We start from the raw sequence: 19,079 nt of genomic DNA on the forward strand, positions 1-19,079 counted from the left end.
TAAAATGAGCTTATATAACTTATATGGTGAAAAAAAACTAAAAATTAGTTCTTGTAGAAGATTTACGAATATGTAATTCTGGCGCAAGAACAACTTTCTTTTCAATTTTAATAGTATCTGTTTTGTCAACCTGTTCTAAGAAAACACGTGCAGACATTCTTCCCATTTCAAGCGGCGACTGATCTACAGAAGTGATAGATAATTCCATGAATTTAGTAAAAGGTTCGTTACTGAAACCAGCAACACAAAACTCACTTGGAATACTGATATTTCGCTCTTTTAACTCTTGAATTGCTCCCAATGCGGCAAAATCACTCGAAGAAAAAATAGCATCAGGCGGAGTTTGTAATTGTAAAAGTTTATCAACAGCATCTTTACCTGCCTCTACGCTACTTTTAGTGAAAATAACATACTCTTCGTTAAAAGAAAGTCCGTTATCCAATAAAGCTTGTTTGTATCCTAAAAACCTGTTTTTGAAAATGTCTAACGATTGATCTCCAGAGAAATGAGCAATATTTCTACAGCCCTCATCAATTAAATGTTTAGTTGCTAAATAACCGCCTTTAAAGTCGTTAATGGTTACAGAGCTTACACCATCAATGTGTTTGCTTCTATCAAAAAATATTAGCGGTACATTTTTTTCTAACACGTTCCTGAAAGCGCTGTCATTTTCATCAGATATACCAGTAACCGACATCATAATGCCATCAACTTGAGCGTCTACAAGTGTATGGAGGTTTTCATTTTCCCTTTTAATGCTTTCGTGAGTCTGGCAGATAATAACCTGATAACCGTGTGGATAAAGTTCTTCTTCGATTCCTCGAATAACCGATGCGAAAAAATTACTGTCAATACGCGGCACAATAACTCCGATATTATTGCTTCGGCCACTTTTTAAAGCTAGCGCCAGTTTATTTTGCTTGTAGTTCATCGCAGCAGCAGTCTTGATAACCAACTCACGCGTCGCTTCCTTTATTTTAGGATTATTGTTTAACGCTCTGGAAACTGTTGCAGCTGTGATATTTAGTTTTTCAGCAATATCGTAAATAGTTACTTTTTCACTCATTCAAAAAAAGTTTATCGAATTATTTTTAAACAAAAGTACATTTTTTTTTATTACGCAATAAATATTGTTATCGATTACCATAATTTAAAACTCAAACGTTTTAGGTTTTACAATGATAATAAATTATCTAAATTTTTGCATTAAATGTAATTAAAATTTGTAATAAAAATTAAATATATAATTTTTTTCTAAATTAATTTGGTGTCTCAGAACTATTTTTCTACTTTCGTGTAATCGATTACATAAAACTTAGTGTTTTTGATATTAAAACAAGAAAAATCTATGCAAATGATTACAAATAAGATAGTCACAATAAAAAAGATTCTTTTTTTAGCCTTTTTAGGGCTTTTGATGCTATCATGTGCAAGACATTCTTCTTCTGTTTCTTCGGAGAATCCTTGGAAAACAATGGATTTAGTTATAAAAAGTATTCCGCAAGTCCATTTTTCAGATAAAGTTTATAACATCAACGATTTTGGTGCTGTTGCTGATGGAAAAACGTTAAACACTTTAGCGTTTCAGAAAGCTATAAAAGAATGTGCAGCAAATGGTGGTGGGAAAGTTTTAGTTCCAAATGGAAAATATTTAACTGGAGCCATTCATTTAGAAAGTAATGTCAACCTGCATTTGGAAGACAATGCTGAGATTCTTTTTAGTTTAAATCCGAAAGATTATCCTATTGTTCATACTTCTTGGGAAGGAACCGAGGTGATGAATTATTCTCCGCTTATTTATGCAAAGAACAAAACCAATATTGCCGTTACAGGAAAAGGTACTTTAAATGGCCAAGCTGACAGCACAAACTGGTGGATTTGGTCTGGTGGAAAAAATTATGGATGGAAAAAAGGTATTCCGTCTCAAAATGATCCAACAAATCGTGAAGTATTGGTCGATATGGCAGAGAAAGGAGTTCCGGTATCAGAAAGAGTTTTTGGAGAAGGGCGTTATTTAAGACCAAATTTTATTGAGTTTTTTGAATGTAATACAGCTTTAGTAAAAGATGTAAAAATCATCAATTCTCCATTTTGGATTTTGCATCCAATAAAAACAAATAACATGATTATTGATGGAGTAACGGTTAATAGTCATGGTCCGAACAATGATGGTTGCGATCCTGAATATTCACAAAATATCGTAATTAGAAACTGCACTTTTAATACAGGCGATGATTGTATCGCAATTAAAGCAGGACGTGACGGAGACGGGAGAAGAGTAGCCATTCCAAGTAAAAACATTATTGTGCAAAACTGTAAAATGATTGACGGTCATGGAGGAGTTGTAATTGGAAGCGAAATTTCGGCAGGTGTAAACAATGTTTTTGTTGAAAATTGCGTAATGGACAGTCCAAATTTGGATCGCGCCATTCGAATCAAAACCAATTCAAAAAGAGGCGGAATCATTGAAAATATCTACGTAAGAAATCTTGAAGTTGGAACCGTAAAAGAATGTGTTCTGAAATTGAATATGTTTTACAATGTCTACGGATCTCAGACAGGAAACTTTATACCAACAATCAGAAATGTAAGTTTAGAGAATGTAACAGTAAAAAACGGTGGCAAATACAGCGTTTGGGCTGAAGGTTACAAAGAATCGCCTGTTGAGAATATTACATTGAAAAATGTGAAAATTCAAAAAGTAGATTCGCTCTATTTATTAAAAAACGTCAAAAACATAAATTTTATAAATACCTATATCAATGAGAAAAAAGTAGAATCTATTACTAACTAAACACTATCAATTAACCAAACTTTAAACCACATGAGTATTAAACAATTATCTGAGAAAAAAGATAAGTACTTTGTATTTTTCTTTTTCCTGAATTTTTTACTGTGCAGTTCTATATACGCACAGTCAACCACAATTGAAGGGAAGATTACCGACGCTACTGGTATGTCACTGCCAGGGGTAAACATTAATGAAAAGGGAACAAAAAACGGAACTTCGACAGATTTTGAAGGAAGTTTTAAAATTAATGTATCAAACAGTAAAGCAACTTTAATAATTAGTTATTTAGGATTTCAAACACAAGAAGTAAGTGTTGCTGGGAAATCAAAAATCAATGTAACTCTTGCTGAGCAATCCAATTCATTAAATGAAGTTGTTGTTGTTGGATACGGTTCTGTAAAAAAGACAGATCTTACAGGATCTGTTAGTACAATCAGCGCAGCAACTATCACAGAAAGAAATACTACGAGTCCATTAGAGGCAATTCAAGGAAGTACTCCAGGGGTTCAGATTTCATCAGCTTCAGGACGTGCGGGAGATGGATACAAAGTAGTGATCAGAGGAAACAATTCATTAGTTGGATCTTCGCCTTTATATATTGTAGATGGGGTTCCTGTTGACAATATTGACTTTTTGAATCCGCAGGATATTTCTAGAATGGACGTTTTAAAAGATGCTTCTTCGGCTGCAATTTATGGTTCTAGAGGAGCGAGTGGTGTTATTATCGTAACTACAAAAAGTGGTGCTAATGTAAAATCTGGAATCAACGTAACTTTTGACACTTCTTACGGTAATAAGACTGCCGCAAGAATGCCAAAAATGATGAACGGAGAAGAATGGTGGAAATTCCATCAAGTAGCTTACATGAGTGCTACGCCGCTAACACAAACGCCAGCGCAATTAGCAGCATTAGCAGGAAATCAGAGTCCATTATTAGTTTCTCGCGCAAACAGCGGTTATAATTTTGACTGGACAGATGCTGTTCTTAAACCAGGTATGACTCAAAACAATTACTTAAATGTTACAGGACGTTCAGATTCTGGTTTGAGCTACAACTTAGGATTTGGTGTTCAAAGTGATGAAGGACTTATCGAAAATGATTCTACTGATAAGTATTCTTTTAAACTAGGATTAAACCACAAAATCAATGACAAATTTACTACTGGTGCCAACATTACCATTGCTCGTATTGACACACAATTAGGGAGTGATTTAGCAATGCAGGACGCTTTCAGATTAAGTCCGTTAATGTCGCCTTGGGCTGTTGATGCACAAGGAAATGAAAAAGTAGGAACGTTATTTTTCCTTCCAGGTAAATTAACTTATCCCGACGGCTCATGGGCAATTAATAAAACAAGTACTGTAAACCCTTTAATGGAAATTGCCAATTCTTCTCAAACAGAAAAAACATGGCAAACAGTTGGAAATGTTTTCTTCCAATATCAGCCTTTGAAATGGCTTTCATTTAAAACAACATTTGCTGGAGGTATCGAAAATACTGTGACAAGTGCGGCTTATAAAGCGCAGACAAATGCAGGTGTAACGCTAAATGGTAAAAATTCAGCATCAATTAAAAATTTCAATAACTTTAATTACACTTGGGATAATCAAATTGATTTAAAGCATACGTTTAATGAAGTACATGATTTTAGTGTTTTATTGTTGCAGAGTTTGTATTCAAATGTTGATGAAACATCTTATTTATATTCTAACAATCAGCCTTTCGATGTTGGATCAAATAATATGGGATCAGGAGTTCAGACAAGTTACAATATAAGTTCAGGCTATCAAAAGAATACTTTAAGTTCTTATGCGGTTCGTTTAAATTATACTTTTAAAGACAAATATTTATTGACAGCTTCTACAAGATGGGATGGTTCTTCTGTTTTATCTGAAGGTAATAAATGGCAAAGTTTCCCTTCTGTAGCTTTAGGATGGAAAATCAGTAAAGAATCTTTCTTAGCAAACAGTTCAGTTGTTTCAGATTTAAAACTTCGTGCGAGTTTAGGTTATACAGGAAACGATAACGTTGCGCCTTATACTTCTCAGGCTTTATTAAACCAGCAGACTTTTTATGCAAACGGAGCCAATGTGGTTGCGGGGTGGCAGTCTGAAAACTTAGCGAATCAAAATTTAACTTGGGAAAAAACACGTGAGTTAAACTTTGGTCTTGATTACGGATTCTTGAACAATAGAATTACAGGTTCTGTAGATGTTTACGACAGACTATCAGATAAATTAATTTACAAACAACAATTGCCAGCAGAAACTGGCTGGAAAAACACTTATGCTAACGTTGGTTCGGTTAGTAACAAAGGGGTTGAAGTATTGTTGACTACTAAAAATATTAAAAGTAAAAATGTAAACTGGGAAACCACTTTTACATTCACTAAAAACGTAAACAAATTAGAGTCAATTTACAATCAGGATCAAGTAAGTGATATTGGTAATAAATTAATCTTAGGATCTGAATTAAATCCAAACTACAACTATGTTTATGATGGAGTTTGGCAAGAAAGTGAAGCGGCACAAGCAGCATCTTATGGAATGGCTCCAGGACAGGCAAGGCCAAAAGATTTGAATGGAGATGGTAAATTCAATCAAGATGACAGAACTGTTATCGGAAATGCAAATCCAGAATGGCAAGGAAGTTTATATTCTAAATTGACTGTTGGTAATTTCGATTTCAACTTCTCAGTTTTAACAAGTCAAGGCCAAACAGTTTTGAGTACTTTCCACCAAAACTTTGCTGATGTGAGCGATAGAGGGCGTCAGAAATTGGCAATGGATTATTTTATTCCAACAAACGGAACAGGAATTGCGGCTAATGCAAATAATGAAAACCCAAGACCAGGACCTGTTGCAACTGGTGCAGGAGCATACTGGACTTCTCTATTTGGGTACTACAGAGACGTTTCTTACGTGAAGATTAAAAATATATCTTTAGGATACACATTGGATTCTGAATTATTGAAAAGACTTAAAATCAGTAATTTGAGAATTTATATAAATGTTTTAGACCCATTTGTATTTACAGATTTTGATGGATATGATCCTGAATGGGCTGGTGCTGCTTTTGGAGTAAACCGTCCAGCATCAGTGACTACACAATTGGGATTAAGTGTTAAATTTTAATAAAGATATCAAATGAAAAAATTCATCATATTATTAGGAATCATTGTAGGAACCTTAAGTTCTTGCAGCAATTATATTGAAGAGGAGAGTTTGTCAAATGTTCCTGCTGACGGAACTTATAAAACGGCAGCTGGTTTTCAATTGCTAGTTAATACCAATTACGCTTGGTTAAAAGGAATTTATGGCGGAAATCCGTGGCTTTTTGAAGCTGGAACCGATATGTATGCAGAAGGAAGAACACCAGAACCAGCAGGTTTAAGCCAGTACGCGCTTTTGATTCCGTCTTCAGACAATGTTGCCGATTTGTACAATTCATGTTATCAGCTGATTCAGTCTGTAAATAAAACGGTGTATTATTCTACAGTAACAGAGCAGACTTCAAATCTTAATACATTAGTAGGCGAGGCTAGATTTCTTAGAGCAAATGCTTACTTCTTATTAGTTCAGACTTATGGAGGAGTGCCAATTGTGAGTGAGAATATTACAAGTCCTGTTTTATCTTTTACAAGAAACACAGCAGAAGAAGTATATACACAAATTATATCAGATTTAGATTTTGCTTTGGCTAATGTTGGAACAGCAGCTTATAGCACGGCTGGAAAAGTAAATAAAAGAGCAGTAAACGATTTATTAGCAAAAGTATACTTAACAAGAGGATACGAAACTTTTGGTAAAGCAGATGATTTTTCAAAAGCAGCTACTTATGCAGACGCTGCAATTGCTGGACAAACTTTAGCATTAGCTTACGATCAATTGTTTAAGCCAGGAAATGATTTAAATGCAGAAACAATTTTTTCTGTACAATATGATAAGGCTTCAACAAGTACAAGCCCTACAACATTGGGTAATAACCAATTTTACTATTTCAGTTCTTATTTAGGAGGAGCAGAAACAGGAGCGCCTTTAAGAAGCTACAATTTGTGTCCTACAGATTATGCTTTAGGTTTATATGAAAAAGGCGATGCAAGATGGAATGCTACTTTTATGACTGAAATTGTAGAAGGACCAGAAACAACAAATGGAGTTACAAAAACTATTTTATACTATCCGTACTACAGAAGTTCAAATCCTGCTTCGTTAAAAGTGAGACATTTTTATGAGCCAAAATGGTTTACAGCTGCTGATAAAACAGCTTGGATGACAGCTAATGCTTCAAGATTATCGGCAACATTTGTATATCATCCTTGGGGAGAATATTCTGCGGCACATACGCTAATTAAAAACTTAGATTGTTATACGATTCCAGTTAAGAAATTTGACGATCCAGATCCAACTACACCATCAAGTACAGGACCTGTAAGCACAAGAGACATTATTGTTTCGAGACTTGGAGAAACGTATTTAATTGCTGCTGAAGCTTATTTAAAAGAAGGAAATCCAGGAACTGGTTTGGCTCGTTTAAATGAAGTGCGTAGAAGAGCAGGTGTGGCAAATGCGACTTTAGCTCAGTTTAATATTGATTATATCTTAGACGAAAGAGGAAGAGAGTTGTTAGGAGAGTACAAACGCTGGTTCGATTTAAAACGTACAGGAACATTAGTAGCGAGAGCCTCAGCGTATAATTATAAAATAAAAGAAGCAAATTTTGTTGGTGTTGACGGCAAGCTTAAAATTTTAAGACCAATACCACAATCTGCTTTGGATTTAAACCAAAATAAAGATTTTCCTCAAAATCCTGGTTATTAGTAATTGGTAATTTTTTGAGAACTATGTTTTTTGAAGTAGTTAAAAAGGAGTTTGACTATAGGTCGAACTCCTTTCTTAACTAAAAAGTAAAGATTAGAAATGCGAAAATTTAAATTAATCTTAGTATTGTTTTTTAATGTAATTGTAATGCAAAGCCAGCACTACAAGGTAGACACGTCTTATACCATTAAAAGCACTTACGCTAAATTAATTAAGAAATATCCATTTATCACGATTCCAGAAATAAAAGCAAATCCAAATGTTAAAGAAACATTCGATTTGGTTTACAATAAAGAACACGATCGCGTTTTGCATTTTGATGCTTTTATCAATACTAAAAAGAAAAAAAGTCCTGCCGTAATTATGATTCATGGCGGAGGATGGAGATCGGGAAATAAAAATCAGATGCAATTTATAGGAAAAGAAATTGCAGCAAAAGGTTATTCTTGTTTTGCAATAGAATACAGACTTTCACTTGAAGCAAAATATCCAACAGGAGTTATTGACGTTAAGAATGCGATAAAATTTATCAAAGACAATGCGGACAAGTTTAATGTAGATCCAAACAAAATTGCGGTTTTAGGCTGTTCTTCGGGAGGTCAAATGGCAGCTTTGATTGGTACAACAAATAATGACCCGTTTTTTGAAGAGAAAAATTTTAAAAGCAGAGCATCGTCAAAAGTCAATGCTATAATTGATGTAGACGGTGTTTTGGCATTTAAACATCCAGAATCCTCAGAAGGAGATATGGCAGCATTTTGGCTTGGAGGAAAATCAGATGAGATTCCTGAGAATTGGAAGAATGCTTCGGCATTGAGTCATACAGACAAAAATACACCGCCGATATTATACATCTGCAGTAGTATTCCGAGATTTCATGCAGGAAGAGACGATATGATTCAGATTTTGAATAAATATAAAATCTATAATGAAGTGCAGACTATTCCAGATTCGCCTCATTCATTTTGGTTTTATGATCCTTGGTTTACACAGACAATCTCGTACAGCGTACGATTTTTAGATAAAATTTTTAAATAATTTAGAATACAAATGAAAGCAAAAATCACCACAGCAGTTTTATTTTTCGCAGGTCTAACAGCTATAAATGCGCAGAAATATGATATTAAAACCAACAAAACGTACGCCGAAATTTCTGCTAAAACAGACGGGAAATGGGAAGGAAGAAAGTATAAAGGAGGTACCGTATTTAAAAATGTGGACAGATTAAAGCTAGCTCCAGAGCATACCGACCATTCTTTTGATATTCGTTACGAAGGTCCAGGTTGGGAAAGTAACAGAATTGGATATCGTTTGTATTTAGATTGGAGAAATGCAATTGATATCTTCGGAAAAAAGACATCAGAAAATATTTTGCCAAAAGTAGGAAAGGATGGTTTCGATTCGTACCATGAAATGAGCGATTGGGGAGCTGATATTTTAAAAGCAGGAAAAGGAATCGGAATTGGTTCTATCGACCGTTATTTAAACAATGAAAAATTGCACTTCCGTGAAGTAGATTCAACAATTGCTACAGTGGCTAACAAATCGAATGAATCTACAGTAAAAGTAAATTATTATGGATGGAAAACGGCTTCAGACAAAATTGATTTTACTTCAGAATTGACAATTAAACCAGATCAATTATATACGCAGCATACTATTAAAGCTTCTCAGGCAATTAAAGGAATCTGTACTGGAATTGTAAAACAAAAAACAGCTGAATTGCTTAAAAAAGAAAGCAAAAACAAAAAATGGGCGTATCTGGCAACTTATGGAGAGCAATCTTTGGTTCCAGACAAGTTAGGAATGGCAATTTTTTATGAAATTAGTACGATCGAAAATATCGCAGATACAGACTTAGATTATCTTTTAGTTTTTAAGCCAACTACAAAAGCGGTGACTTTTTACCTTTTAGGCGCTTGGGAACAAGAAGTAAACGGAATCAAAACAAAAGAAGAATTTGCACAATATTTAGATAAGCAATTGGAAGTACTGAACAAAAAAGGGAAAATGTAAATTGTTATTTGCCACTCCCGATAGCTATCGGGATACAGGATTAAAAAGATTTAAAAAAAATCTGCCTAATCTGTGAAATCTGCGTGAAAAATTTAACACATAGAAATATAGATTGTATAGCGTTTTAAAAGAGTATTTAAAGAAGCGTGCTTCTACACATAGTGTACTATGTTTGTTACTGCAAGTGAAACGCCTATTATTAAGTTTTCTAAACTATGTATCTATGTGTTAAAAAAACAGCCATAGAATAATCCAAATAATCCGTTAATCTGTGGCTAAAAAAGAATAAATATGAAGTATAAAAAAACAGCCCTATTGTTATTTCTGCTTTTCAATGTTTTTGCAATTGCGCAAAATCAGGCTGAAACAGTAATTCCGTACGACTTAAAATGGTCAGAACGAACAGCGCTTTCTATTTTAAATAAATATCCTAATGCTTGGCAGCTTGATGGAAATGACAAGCCAAAATGGGATTATAAAATGGGTTTTGTATTGTCGGGATTTGAAAAATTATATCAAAAAACAAACAATAAAAAATATTTGAATTACATCACAGAATATGTTGATGGAATGATTGACAGTACGGGAAGTATCAAAAAATATGATGTTAAGGAATATAATATTGATTGTTTAAATCCAGGAAAACTGCTATTTAATTTATACGATATAACAAAAGATTCTCGCTATCTGAAGATTATTGGGCAGCTTAGAAATCAGTTAGAAAGTCAGCCAAGAACAGCGAGTGGAGGATTTTGGCACAAACAGATTTACCCAAACCAAATGTGGATTGATGGTTTGTACATGGCAGAACCTTTTTATGCACAGTTTACAGTTAAGTACGAAAAGGGAAAAAGTTTGGATGATATTGCAAAACAATTTGAATTGGTTCAAAATCATATTGTAGACAAAAAATCAGGTTTGGTTTACCAAGCATGGGATGAAAGTAAAGAGATTGCTTGGGCAGACAAACAAACAGGAACATCGCCTACAATCTGGGGAAGAGGAATTGGCTGGTACATGGTGGCATTGGTTGAAACATTAGATTATTTTCCAAAATCACATCCTAAATATAAAATGTTGGTGGGTTATTTGAATCAGATTTCAAAAAATGTGAATCAGTACAAAAGTGAAAATGGATTATGGTATCAAGTTGCTGATAAACCAGACTTATACGGAAATTACGTAGAACCATCGGCTTCTGGAATGATTATTTATGCTTTTGCAAAAGGCGCCAATAAAGGTTATTTATCGTCAAGTTATAAAACAACTGCTAAAAATTCATTTGACAGTTTTATCAAAGAATTTGTAAAAGTGGATAAAAAAGGAGAAGTCAATGTTTTGAATGTTTCATCGAATGTAGGTTTGGGCGGAAAACCATTTCGTGACGGAACAAACAATTATTACTTGTCTTCCAAAACAAAAGAAAACGGTGCCATAGGATTGGGCGCTTTTTTACTAAGTGCAATCGAATTAGATAAGTAAATGTTTTTTAATGGATAAAAAGAGAAAAAATTTTGGATTACCACTCATGGTTATTGGCCTTCTGTTTTCATTTATGAATGCAATAGCTCAAGAAACGACAATTGTTATTTCTAAAGACTTGAAGTGGTCTGAAAGAATGGCTCTTTCTATTATGAAACGTGACCCAAAAGCTTGGCAAATTGATAATAACGAAAAACCAAAATGGGATTATAAGCTAGGTCTTATTATGACTGCTTTTGAGAATCTGTATAATAAAACACAGAATCCTGTTTATTTCAATTACGTTAAAGAGTATTACGAAACAGTTGTAAACAACTCTGGCGATATTCTAAATTATAAACTAGAAGATTACAATATTGATTATATAAATGCAGGCAAAGGACTTTTTGAAATTTATAAACAAACCAAAGATGATCGTTATCTTAAAGCGTTGCAGCTTTTAAGAAAACAATTGGAAAAACATCCGAGAACAAATTCTGGTGGATTTTGGCATAAAAAGATTTACCCAAATCAAATGTGGTTGGATGGATTGTATATGGGAACTCCATTTTATGCACAATATACAGCCGAGTTTGAACAAGGAAAAAGTTTTGATGATATTGTAAAACAGTTTGAGCAGATTCACCAGCATACTTTAGACCAAAAAACGGGTCTTCTTTTTCATGCTTGGGATGAAAGTAAAAAAATGGATTGGGCGAATAAAGAAACTGGAACATCTCCCAATTTTTGGTCTCGATCTATAGGCTGGTACATGATGGCTTTGGTTGATGTTTTAGACTTTATGCCAAAAGAACATCCAAAAAGAAAAGAACTTATCCAGTATTTGAATGAGATTTCGAAAGCTGTTGCAAAATATCAAGATAAAACAGGATTATGGTATCAAGTGACAGATGCTGGAAATAGAAAAGGAAATTACTTTGAAGCATCTGGTTCTGAAAAGTTTGTTTACGCATTTGCAAAAGGAGCAAGAAAAGGGTATTTGCCAAAAACCTATAAAAAGTTAGCAGAAAAAGGATTCGACGGAATTACAGAAAAACTTGTTACAGTAGATCCAGACGGAGAAATACATATTACTCAAGTTTGCGCTAGTGCAGGGTTAGGAGGAAATCCTTATCGTGATGGTTCTTATGAATATTATATAAGCGAAAAAATAAAAGTGGATAATTCGCATGGATTAGGTCCTTTTATTTTAGCTGCAGTTGAATTAGAAAAATAGTAGAATTTAAATATATTTTGAAATGAAAAATAGTAGAAAGCAAAGTTATTTTATGTCGATTTTGATGGCTTGTTTTATGACCATTACAAGTTGTAAAGTAACATCGCAGGAACCAGCAAAAGAGATTGTGATTGGAAAGAATGCGAAATGGTCTGATAAAATGGCCTTGACCTTGATGAAACGCCATCCAGAATCGTATATGATTGACGATGCTAAAAAACCAAAGTGGGATTACGTTCATGCTTTAGTACTGCATTCAATAGAAGAATTGTACAAAAAAAATCCTGATGCTAGATACAAAAAATACGTAAGAAGTTATGTAGATCAGTTTGTGCAAACAGACGGAAGCATTACTACGTACGAGTTTGATAAATACAATATTGATTTAGTTTTGCCAGGACGTCTTCTTTTTGATGTTTATGAAACTTCAAAAGATGAAAAATATTTAAAAGCATTACAATTAATTCGCAAACAGCTAGCAGAACAGCCAAGAACACAAAGCGGCGGATTTTGGCACAAACAAATTTATCCAAACCAAATGTGGTTAGATGGTTTATACATGGGTGAGCCATTCTATGCAGAATATACAGCAAAATTTGAGAACGGAAAAAGCTTTGATGATATCGCAAAACAATTTGAAGTGATTCAGCTTAAAGCTACAGATCCAAAAACAGGATTATTGTACCACGGATGGGACGAAAGCAAACAAATGCCTTGGGCAAATAAAGAAACGGGAAACTCTCCAAACTTCTGGTCTAGATCTTTGGGTTGGTATGTAATGGCTTTAGTTGATGTTTTAGATTATATGCCAAAAGATCATCCAAAGAGAAAAGAGTTAATTAAATATTTAAATAACGCTTCTGAAGCGATACTTAAATTTCAGGATAGTAAATCAGGTTTATGGTATCAAGTTACTGACAAAGGCGGTGAAAAAGGAAACTATTTAGAAGCTTCTGGTTCAGCTATGTTTGCTTACGCTTATGCAAAAGGAGCAAACAAAGGATATCTTCCTGCTAAGTTTAAAAAAGCAGCCAACAAAGCTTTTGACGGATTAACTACAGTTTTAATCAAAAAAGTAGACGAAGATGGCGGAATCACTTTAACAAACTGCTGTCAAGTGGCAGGTTTAGGTGGAAATCCATATCGTGATGGTTCTTACGAATATTATGTAAACGAAAGAAAAAAAGACAACGATCCTAAAGCAACAGGGCCTTTTATTTTGGCAGCTATTGAATTGAATAGATAATTTTTTAGAAGTTATGAGTTTTGAGTTATGAGTGATGAATGTTCAGGTTTGTTTTGCTGAGCGAAGTCGAAGCATCTCAAAATAACTCCTCACAGAATAAGCAAGTTACAAACCCGACAGGTTTTTAAAACTTGTCGGGTTTAAATAAAAGAACAGTTAAAAATGAAAAACATAAAAATCATCCTATTCCTCTTCTGCATTATTTCTTTCCAGAAAAATACCGCACAAGTTTGGACGCCAGATAACGGTGACGGAACATACACGAACCCGATTATTCATGCCGATTATTCAGATCCAGATGTTGTTCGTGTAGGCGATGATTATTATATGACGGCTTCATCTTTTAACTGTATTCCTGGTTTGCCCATTTTACATTCAAAAGACTTAGTAAATTGGAAAATTATTGGACATGCTTTGGTAAAGCAGCCGCCATTTGAAACTTACGATAGTGTACAACACGGAAACGGAGTTTGGGCACCAAGCATTACATTCCATAAAAACGAATTTTATATTTATTACCCAGATCCCGATTTCGGAATCTATATGATTAAAGCAAAAAAAGCAGAAGGGCCTTGGTCTGAACCACTTTTAGTTAAAGCAGGAAAAGGATTGATCGATCCTAGTCCGCTTTGGGATACAGATGGCAAAGCTTATCTAACACATGCCTTTGCAGGAAGTCGCGCGCAGATTAAAAGTTTGTTGGTAGTTTGCACAATGAATCCAGAAGGAACTGTCGTGAACAATGACGAAGTAATGGTTATTGATGGGCATAAAGGCGAAGAAACTATTGAAGGGCCTAAATTTTACAAGCGAAATGGATATTACTACATTTTTGCTCCAGCAGGAGGAGTTCCAACAGGTTGGCAGACTGTTTTAAGATCGAAAAATGTTTTCGGACCTTACGAAAAGAAAAAGGTTCTGGAACAAGGTTCGACCACAATAAATGGTCCGCATCAAGGCGCTTGGGTTACGACTCAGACGGGTGAAGATTGGTTTTTTCATTTTCAAGATAAGGGTGCTTACGGACGCATTGTACATCTTCAGCCAATGAAATGGGTAAACGACTGGCCGGTTATGGGAGAAGATTTTGATAAAAACGGAATTGGAGAGCCTGTAACAACTTATAGAAAACCAAATGTCGGCAAAAAATATCCGATAGAAGTTCCTGCAACTTCAGATGAATTTAACGAACCTAAACTTGGATTGCAATGGCAATGGCAGGCTAACAAACAAATCAATTTTGGATTTCCGACAAGTCTAGGATATCTGAATCTGTTTTGTAATACCACAACACCAAACATTTTTAATGCGCCAAATTTACTATTGCAAAAATTCCCAGCAGAAGAATTTACAGCTACAGTAAAACTGACTTTTAATTCGAGGCTAAAAGGTGAATCAACAGGTTTGATTGTAATGGGATTAGATTATAGTTTTCTGTGTTTTAAAAATATCGATGGAAAGTTATACTTGAACCAGAAAACGGGAACTTTTGACAAAACGGTTTCAGAAACAGGAACAAAACCAATTTTAATAGAAAACAATACCATTTATTTAAGAGTACAAATTAAGAAAGATGGAATGTGCAGTTTCTTTTACAGCTTAGATGATAAAAATTATCAATCTATCGGAAATGATTTCAAATCAAGAGAAGGAAAATGGATTGGTGCCAAAGTCGGACTTTTTGCTTTAGGCGAAGAAATAAAAAATGATTCAGGTAATGTGGAGGTAGATTGGTTTAGAGTAACGAAATAAGAAAGAAATGATGCAGCTTAAAAGACAAATAATGTTTTTTTTATGCCTTTGCAGTTTTGCTGTAAATGCTCAGAATACTTATAAAAGATGGCCAGATATTATTCGTAAGAATGATGCTGCTTGGTTTGCAACAGAAGAAGCAAAAAGAATAGCCGAAAATGTATTGCTTTATCAAAGAGATATTGGAGGCTGGCCAAAGAATATTCAGATGCAGGATGAGCTGACCGAAAAACAGAAAAAAGATTTAATTGCACTCAAAAAAACGGCTGTAGAAACTACAACAGACAATGGTGCAACTTGTCAGGAAATGCTTTTTATGTCTAGAATATATGCACAGGTTAAAGACGAGCGTTACCGAGAATCTTTCTTAAAAGGTTTAAATTATCTGCTTGAAGCACAATATGCAAATGGCGGTTGGCCACAGTTTTATCCGTTAAAAAAAGGATATTATACGCATATTACCTACAATGACGATTCAATGGTTAATATTATGAATGTAATAAAAGCAATAGCAGACGAATCGGATTATTCTAGCATTAAACCATCAAAAGAAATGGTTGAAAAATGCAAAAAGTCATTTGATAAAGGGATTGACTGCATTTTAAAAACGCAATATAAACAAAATGGAGTTTTGACTGCTTGGTGCGCGCAGCATGATGAAGTTACGTTGGCTCCTGCAAATGCAAGAGCTTTTGAATTGGCTTCGCTAAGCGGTTATGAATCGGCAAAAATTGTATTGCTTTTAATGTCAATTGATAAGCCTTCAAGAGAAATTGTAACGGCAGTAAAAAGTGCTGTAGCGTGGTTCGAAAAAACAAAAATCACCAATTTGGAAGAAAAAAGAGTTTTAAATGACGCTGGAAAAATTGTAGATAAAAAAATGATTCCAACAGCAAATGCTAAACCAATTTGGGCGAGATTTATGGATTTGGAAACTAATGAGTCTTTCTTTTGCGATCGCGACGGAATCAAGAAAAAATCATTAGATCAGATTGGATCAGAAAGAAGAAATGGCTATTCGTGGTATTCAGATGCACCGCAAGAAGTTTTGAAAAAATTTCCCGATTGGGCAGTCAAAAATGGAACTAAAGTAGGTGCTTCAGAAAAGAAAAATGTAAACTATATTACAGTTGCACAAGACGGTTCTGGAGATTATACCAAAATACAAGATGCAGTTTATGCAACTCCAGCTTTTCCTTATGAGAAAGTGACCATCTTTGTAAAAAACGGAACGTATAATGAAAAAGTCCGAATTCCAGAATGGAATACAAATGTTATTTTACAAGGTGAAAGCAAAGAAAACACCATTATTACTTTTGACGATAATTTCTCGAAAATTGCTCTTGGAAGAAACAGCACCTTTTACACTTATACGCTTTTGGTTGAAGGAGATGATTTTTCGGCATCAAACTTAACCATTAAAAACACTTCAGGAGAACACGGACAGGCTATTGCATTGTCAGTTACAGCAAATCGTGCCAAAATAGTAAACTGCAATCTTTTAGGTAATCAGGATACATTATATCTATCTGGAAAAGAGGCTAAACAATATTTTAAAGATTGTTACATAGAAGGAACAACCGATTTTATCTTTGGAGGAGCAACTGCTTTATTCGAAAACTGTACTATTCACAGCATTAAAAGTTCTTATATCACAGCAGCTTCAACTCCAGAAGGAACAGCTTTCGGATTTGTTTTTAAAAACTGTAAGCTTACAGCAAATCCAGAAGCAAAAGATGTTTATTTAGGAAGGCCATGGCGTATTTATGCCAAAACGGTTTTTATAAACTGCGAAATGGGTTCACAAATTAAACCCGAAGGTTGGGAAAACTGGTCAAAACCCGAAGCAGAAAAAAACGCTTTTTATGCTGAATACAATTGCACTGGTGAAGGATTTCAGCTAACAAAAAGGGTAAAGTGGTCGCATCAGCTTTCCAAGAAAGAAGCAGGGCAGTATTCGATAGAGAACATTCTTAGTGATAAAGTGTCTAATTGGTATTTTTAGTAACAGTTTGCAGTCTCAGTATTCGGTCACAGTTTGCACTGAAAAGTGAGATCGAAAACAAAAGTAAGACGACAAACAAAAACAAACAAAAAATAAATCTCCGAAATCTGCTAAATCAGCGAGAGTAAAATTTTTACGTTCCCGATGGCCATCGGGATAAAAAGATCAAAGCAGATCAAACAGATTTTCTAGAATTAAATCTGCGTATATCTGCTAAAATCAGCGAAATCTGCGTGAAACAAAATAATAATATTAAAAAAATGAATCTAAAATACCTTCTTTTAATTCTCCTCTCCAGTGTTTGTTTTGCACAGAATGGCGACTTTCCATCAGCCAAAGTCGATTCTATTGTAAAACGAATTCAATTGCCTATTATACCTTCATATCAGATCAATATCTTAAAATTAGGAGCAAAAGGAGATTCGATCACAGATAACAAAAAAGCTTTTGATAAAGCAATGGCATTGTGCAAGAAGAACAACGGCGGAACTATTATTGTTCCAAAAGGGATTTACAAAGTTAATGGACCAATTCATTTTGTGAGCAATGTTAATTTGAAGATAGAAAAAGGAGCAAGAATCAAATTCAGTGATAATCCGAAAGATTACTTGCCAATGGTTTTAACGAGCTGGGAAGGAACAATGCTTTATAATTACAGTCCGCTTATTTATGCTAACAATTGTACCAATATTGCCATTTCTGGCGAAGGTATTATTGACGGAGAAGGAGGTAAGACATGGAAAACTTTTAAAGCAAAAGAGAATGAAGGTAAAAACCGAAGCCGTGACATGAATCACAACAATACGCCATTAAGCGAAAGAAAATTTGGAGAAGGTTATTTCTTAAGACCGCAAATGATCCAGTTTTTAGACTGTAAGAACATATTAGTAGAGAATGTCCGAATCGAAAATTCGCCATTCTGGTGTCTGCATCTCTTAAAATCAGAAAGCATTACCATTCGCGGGATAAGCTACAAGTCTTTAAATCATAATAACGATGGAATTGATCCAGAATATGCAAAAGATGTTTTAATTGAAAATGTCACTTTTGATAACGGAGACGATAATGTCGCGATAAAAGCAGGACGGGACAATGAAGGAAGAGCCAATAAAGCAATACCAAGCCAAAATATTATTATTAGAAATTGCAATTTTAAAGGACTTCACGGAGTAGTAATCGGCAGCGAAATGTCGGCTGGAGTTCAGAATATTTTTGTAGAAAATTGCAAAACTGCAGGATATTTAAAAAGAGGCATTTATTTAAAAACCAATGCCGATCGTGGTGGATATATCAAAAATATATTTGTTAGAAACATTCAATTAGATCAAGTAGAAGACTGTTTATACATTACAGCAAATTATCACGGAGAAGGAAAAGGCTATCAATCGGATATATCAAATGTATATTTCTCTAATATTACCTGTAATAAAGCATCAGAATCTGGAATCGTAATTCAGGGATTTGCAGACAAAAAAATCAAGAATATATCATTAAAAAATATAGAAATCAAAGAAGCCAAAAATGCGTTGTCAAATGAAAATGCAGAAAATGTCTTAATGACAGATGTGTTTATAGGACAACGAGCAACAGTGCCGACAGCAGTTTCGAAGCATTAGTTTTTTAGGTTTAAAGTGGCAAAGGAACAAAGAGACAAAGGTTTTCTTTGCGGTTAATTTTGTATCGCAAAGTTTTTTTAGCGCACTTTGCGGTAAAAAAAAAAACACTTGGCAGAAAAAACACTCAGTAGAAA

Annotated in this window: 12 protein-coding genes; 11 read left to right on the forward strand and 1 reads right to left on the reverse strand. The window is 34.4% G+C overall.

Annotation, left to right across the window (positions count from 1 at the left end):
• Nucleotides 1–37: 37 nt before the first annotated feature.
• Nucleotides 38–1,066 carry a LacI family DNA-binding transcriptional regulator gene (locus tag DMA14_RS15925; protein WP_111425581.1) on the reverse strand — a complete coding sequence of 343 codons (1,029 nt, stop codon included), beginning with the start codon at nucleotides 1,064–1,066 and terminating at the stop codon, nucleotides 38–40.
• Between the two features lie 288 nt (nucleotides 1,067–1,354).
• Between DMA14_RS15925 and DMA14_RS15930 the strand changes: the two genes are divergently transcribed.
• The 11 genes from DMA14_RS15930 to DMA14_RS15980 all read left to right on the forward strand — a co-directional run bounded on the left by DMA14_RS15930 (nucleotide 1,355) and on the right by DMA14_RS15980 (nucleotide 18,945).
• Nucleotides 1,355–2,794 carry a glycoside hydrolase family 28 protein gene (locus DMA14_RS15930; protein ID WP_111425834.1) on the forward strand — a complete coding sequence of 480 codons (1,440 nt, stop codon included), beginning with the start codon at nucleotides 1,355–1,357 and terminating at the stop codon, nucleotides 2,792–2,794.
• A gap of 30 nt (nucleotides 2,795–2,824) precedes the next feature.
• Nucleotides 2,825–5,926, forward strand: a complete 3,102-nt coding sequence (locus DMA14_RS15935; RefSeq protein ID WP_111425582.1) for a SusC/RagA family TonB-linked outer membrane protein — start codon at nucleotides 2,825–2,827, stop codon at nucleotides 5,924–5,926.
• A gap of 12 nt (nucleotides 5,927–5,938) precedes the next feature.
• Complete coding sequence (locus tag DMA14_RS15940) at nucleotides 5,939–7,612, forward strand: RagB/SusD family nutrient uptake outer membrane protein (RefSeq protein WP_111425583.1); 1,674 nt, start codon at nucleotides 5,939–5,941, stop codon at nucleotides 7,610–7,612.
• A 99-nt stretch (nucleotides 7,613–7,711) separates the two neighbouring features.
• Nucleotides 7,712–8,650: an alpha/beta hydrolase gene (locus tag DMA14_RS15945; protein ID WP_111425584.1), complete on the forward strand. Its 939-nt coding sequence runs from the start codon at nucleotides 7,712–7,714 to the stop codon at nucleotides 8,648–8,650.
• 12 nt (nucleotides 8,651–8,662) lie between these two features.
• Entirely contained in the window at nucleotides 8,663–9,628 is a 966-nt protein-coding gene (locus DMA14_RS15950) for a DUF4861 family protein (RefSeq protein WP_111425585.1), read from the forward strand.
• Nucleotides 9,629–9,919: 291 nt separating this feature from the next.
• Nucleotides 9,920–11,110: a glycoside hydrolase family 88/105 protein gene (locus DMA14_RS15955; protein ID WP_111425586.1), complete on the forward strand. Its 1,191-nt coding sequence runs from the start codon at nucleotides 9,920–9,922 to the stop codon at nucleotides 11,108–11,110.
• Between the two features lie 10 nt (nucleotides 11,111–11,120).
• Complete coding sequence (locus DMA14_RS15960) at nucleotides 11,121–12,326, forward strand: glycoside hydrolase family 88/105 protein (RefSeq protein ID WP_111425587.1); 1,206 nt, start codon at nucleotides 11,121–11,123, stop codon at nucleotides 12,324–12,326.
• 22 nt (nucleotides 12,327–12,348) lie between these two features.
• The gene (locus tag DMA14_RS15965) at nucleotides 12,349–13,572 is read left to right on the forward strand and encodes a glycoside hydrolase family 88/105 protein (protein WP_111425588.1); all 1,224 of its coding nucleotides are present in this window, start codon (nucleotides 12,349–12,351) and stop codon (nucleotides 13,570–13,572) included.
• 162 nt (nucleotides 13,573–13,734) lie between these two features.
• A complete protein-coding gene (locus DMA14_RS15970) occupies nucleotides 13,735–15,324 on the forward strand; it encodes a glycoside hydrolase family 43 protein (RefSeq protein ID WP_111425589.1) in 1,590 nt (529 codons plus the stop codon).
• A gap of 31 nt (nucleotides 15,325–15,355) precedes the next feature.
• Nucleotides 15,356–17,329, forward strand: coding sequence for a pectate lyase (gene pelA / locus DMA14_RS15975; protein WP_238989985.1), 1,974 nt, complete (start codon nucleotides 15,356–15,358; stop codon nucleotides 17,327–17,329).
• Nucleotides 17,330–17,589: 260 nt separating this feature from the next.
• Nucleotides 17,590–18,945 carry a glycoside hydrolase family 28 protein gene (locus DMA14_RS15980; protein WP_111425591.1) on the forward strand — a complete coding sequence of 452 codons (1,356 nt, stop codon included), beginning with the start codon at nucleotides 17,590–17,592 and terminating at the stop codon, nucleotides 18,943–18,945.
• The last annotated feature ends 134 nt before the right edge of the window (nucleotides 18,946–19,079 follow it).

Origin of the sequence: Flavobacterium sharifuzzamanii, assembly GCF_003254585.1 — a bacterium.
Lineage (GTDB): Bacteria > Bacteroidota > Bacteroidia > Flavobacteriales > Flavobacteriaceae > Flavobacterium > Flavobacterium sharifuzzamanii.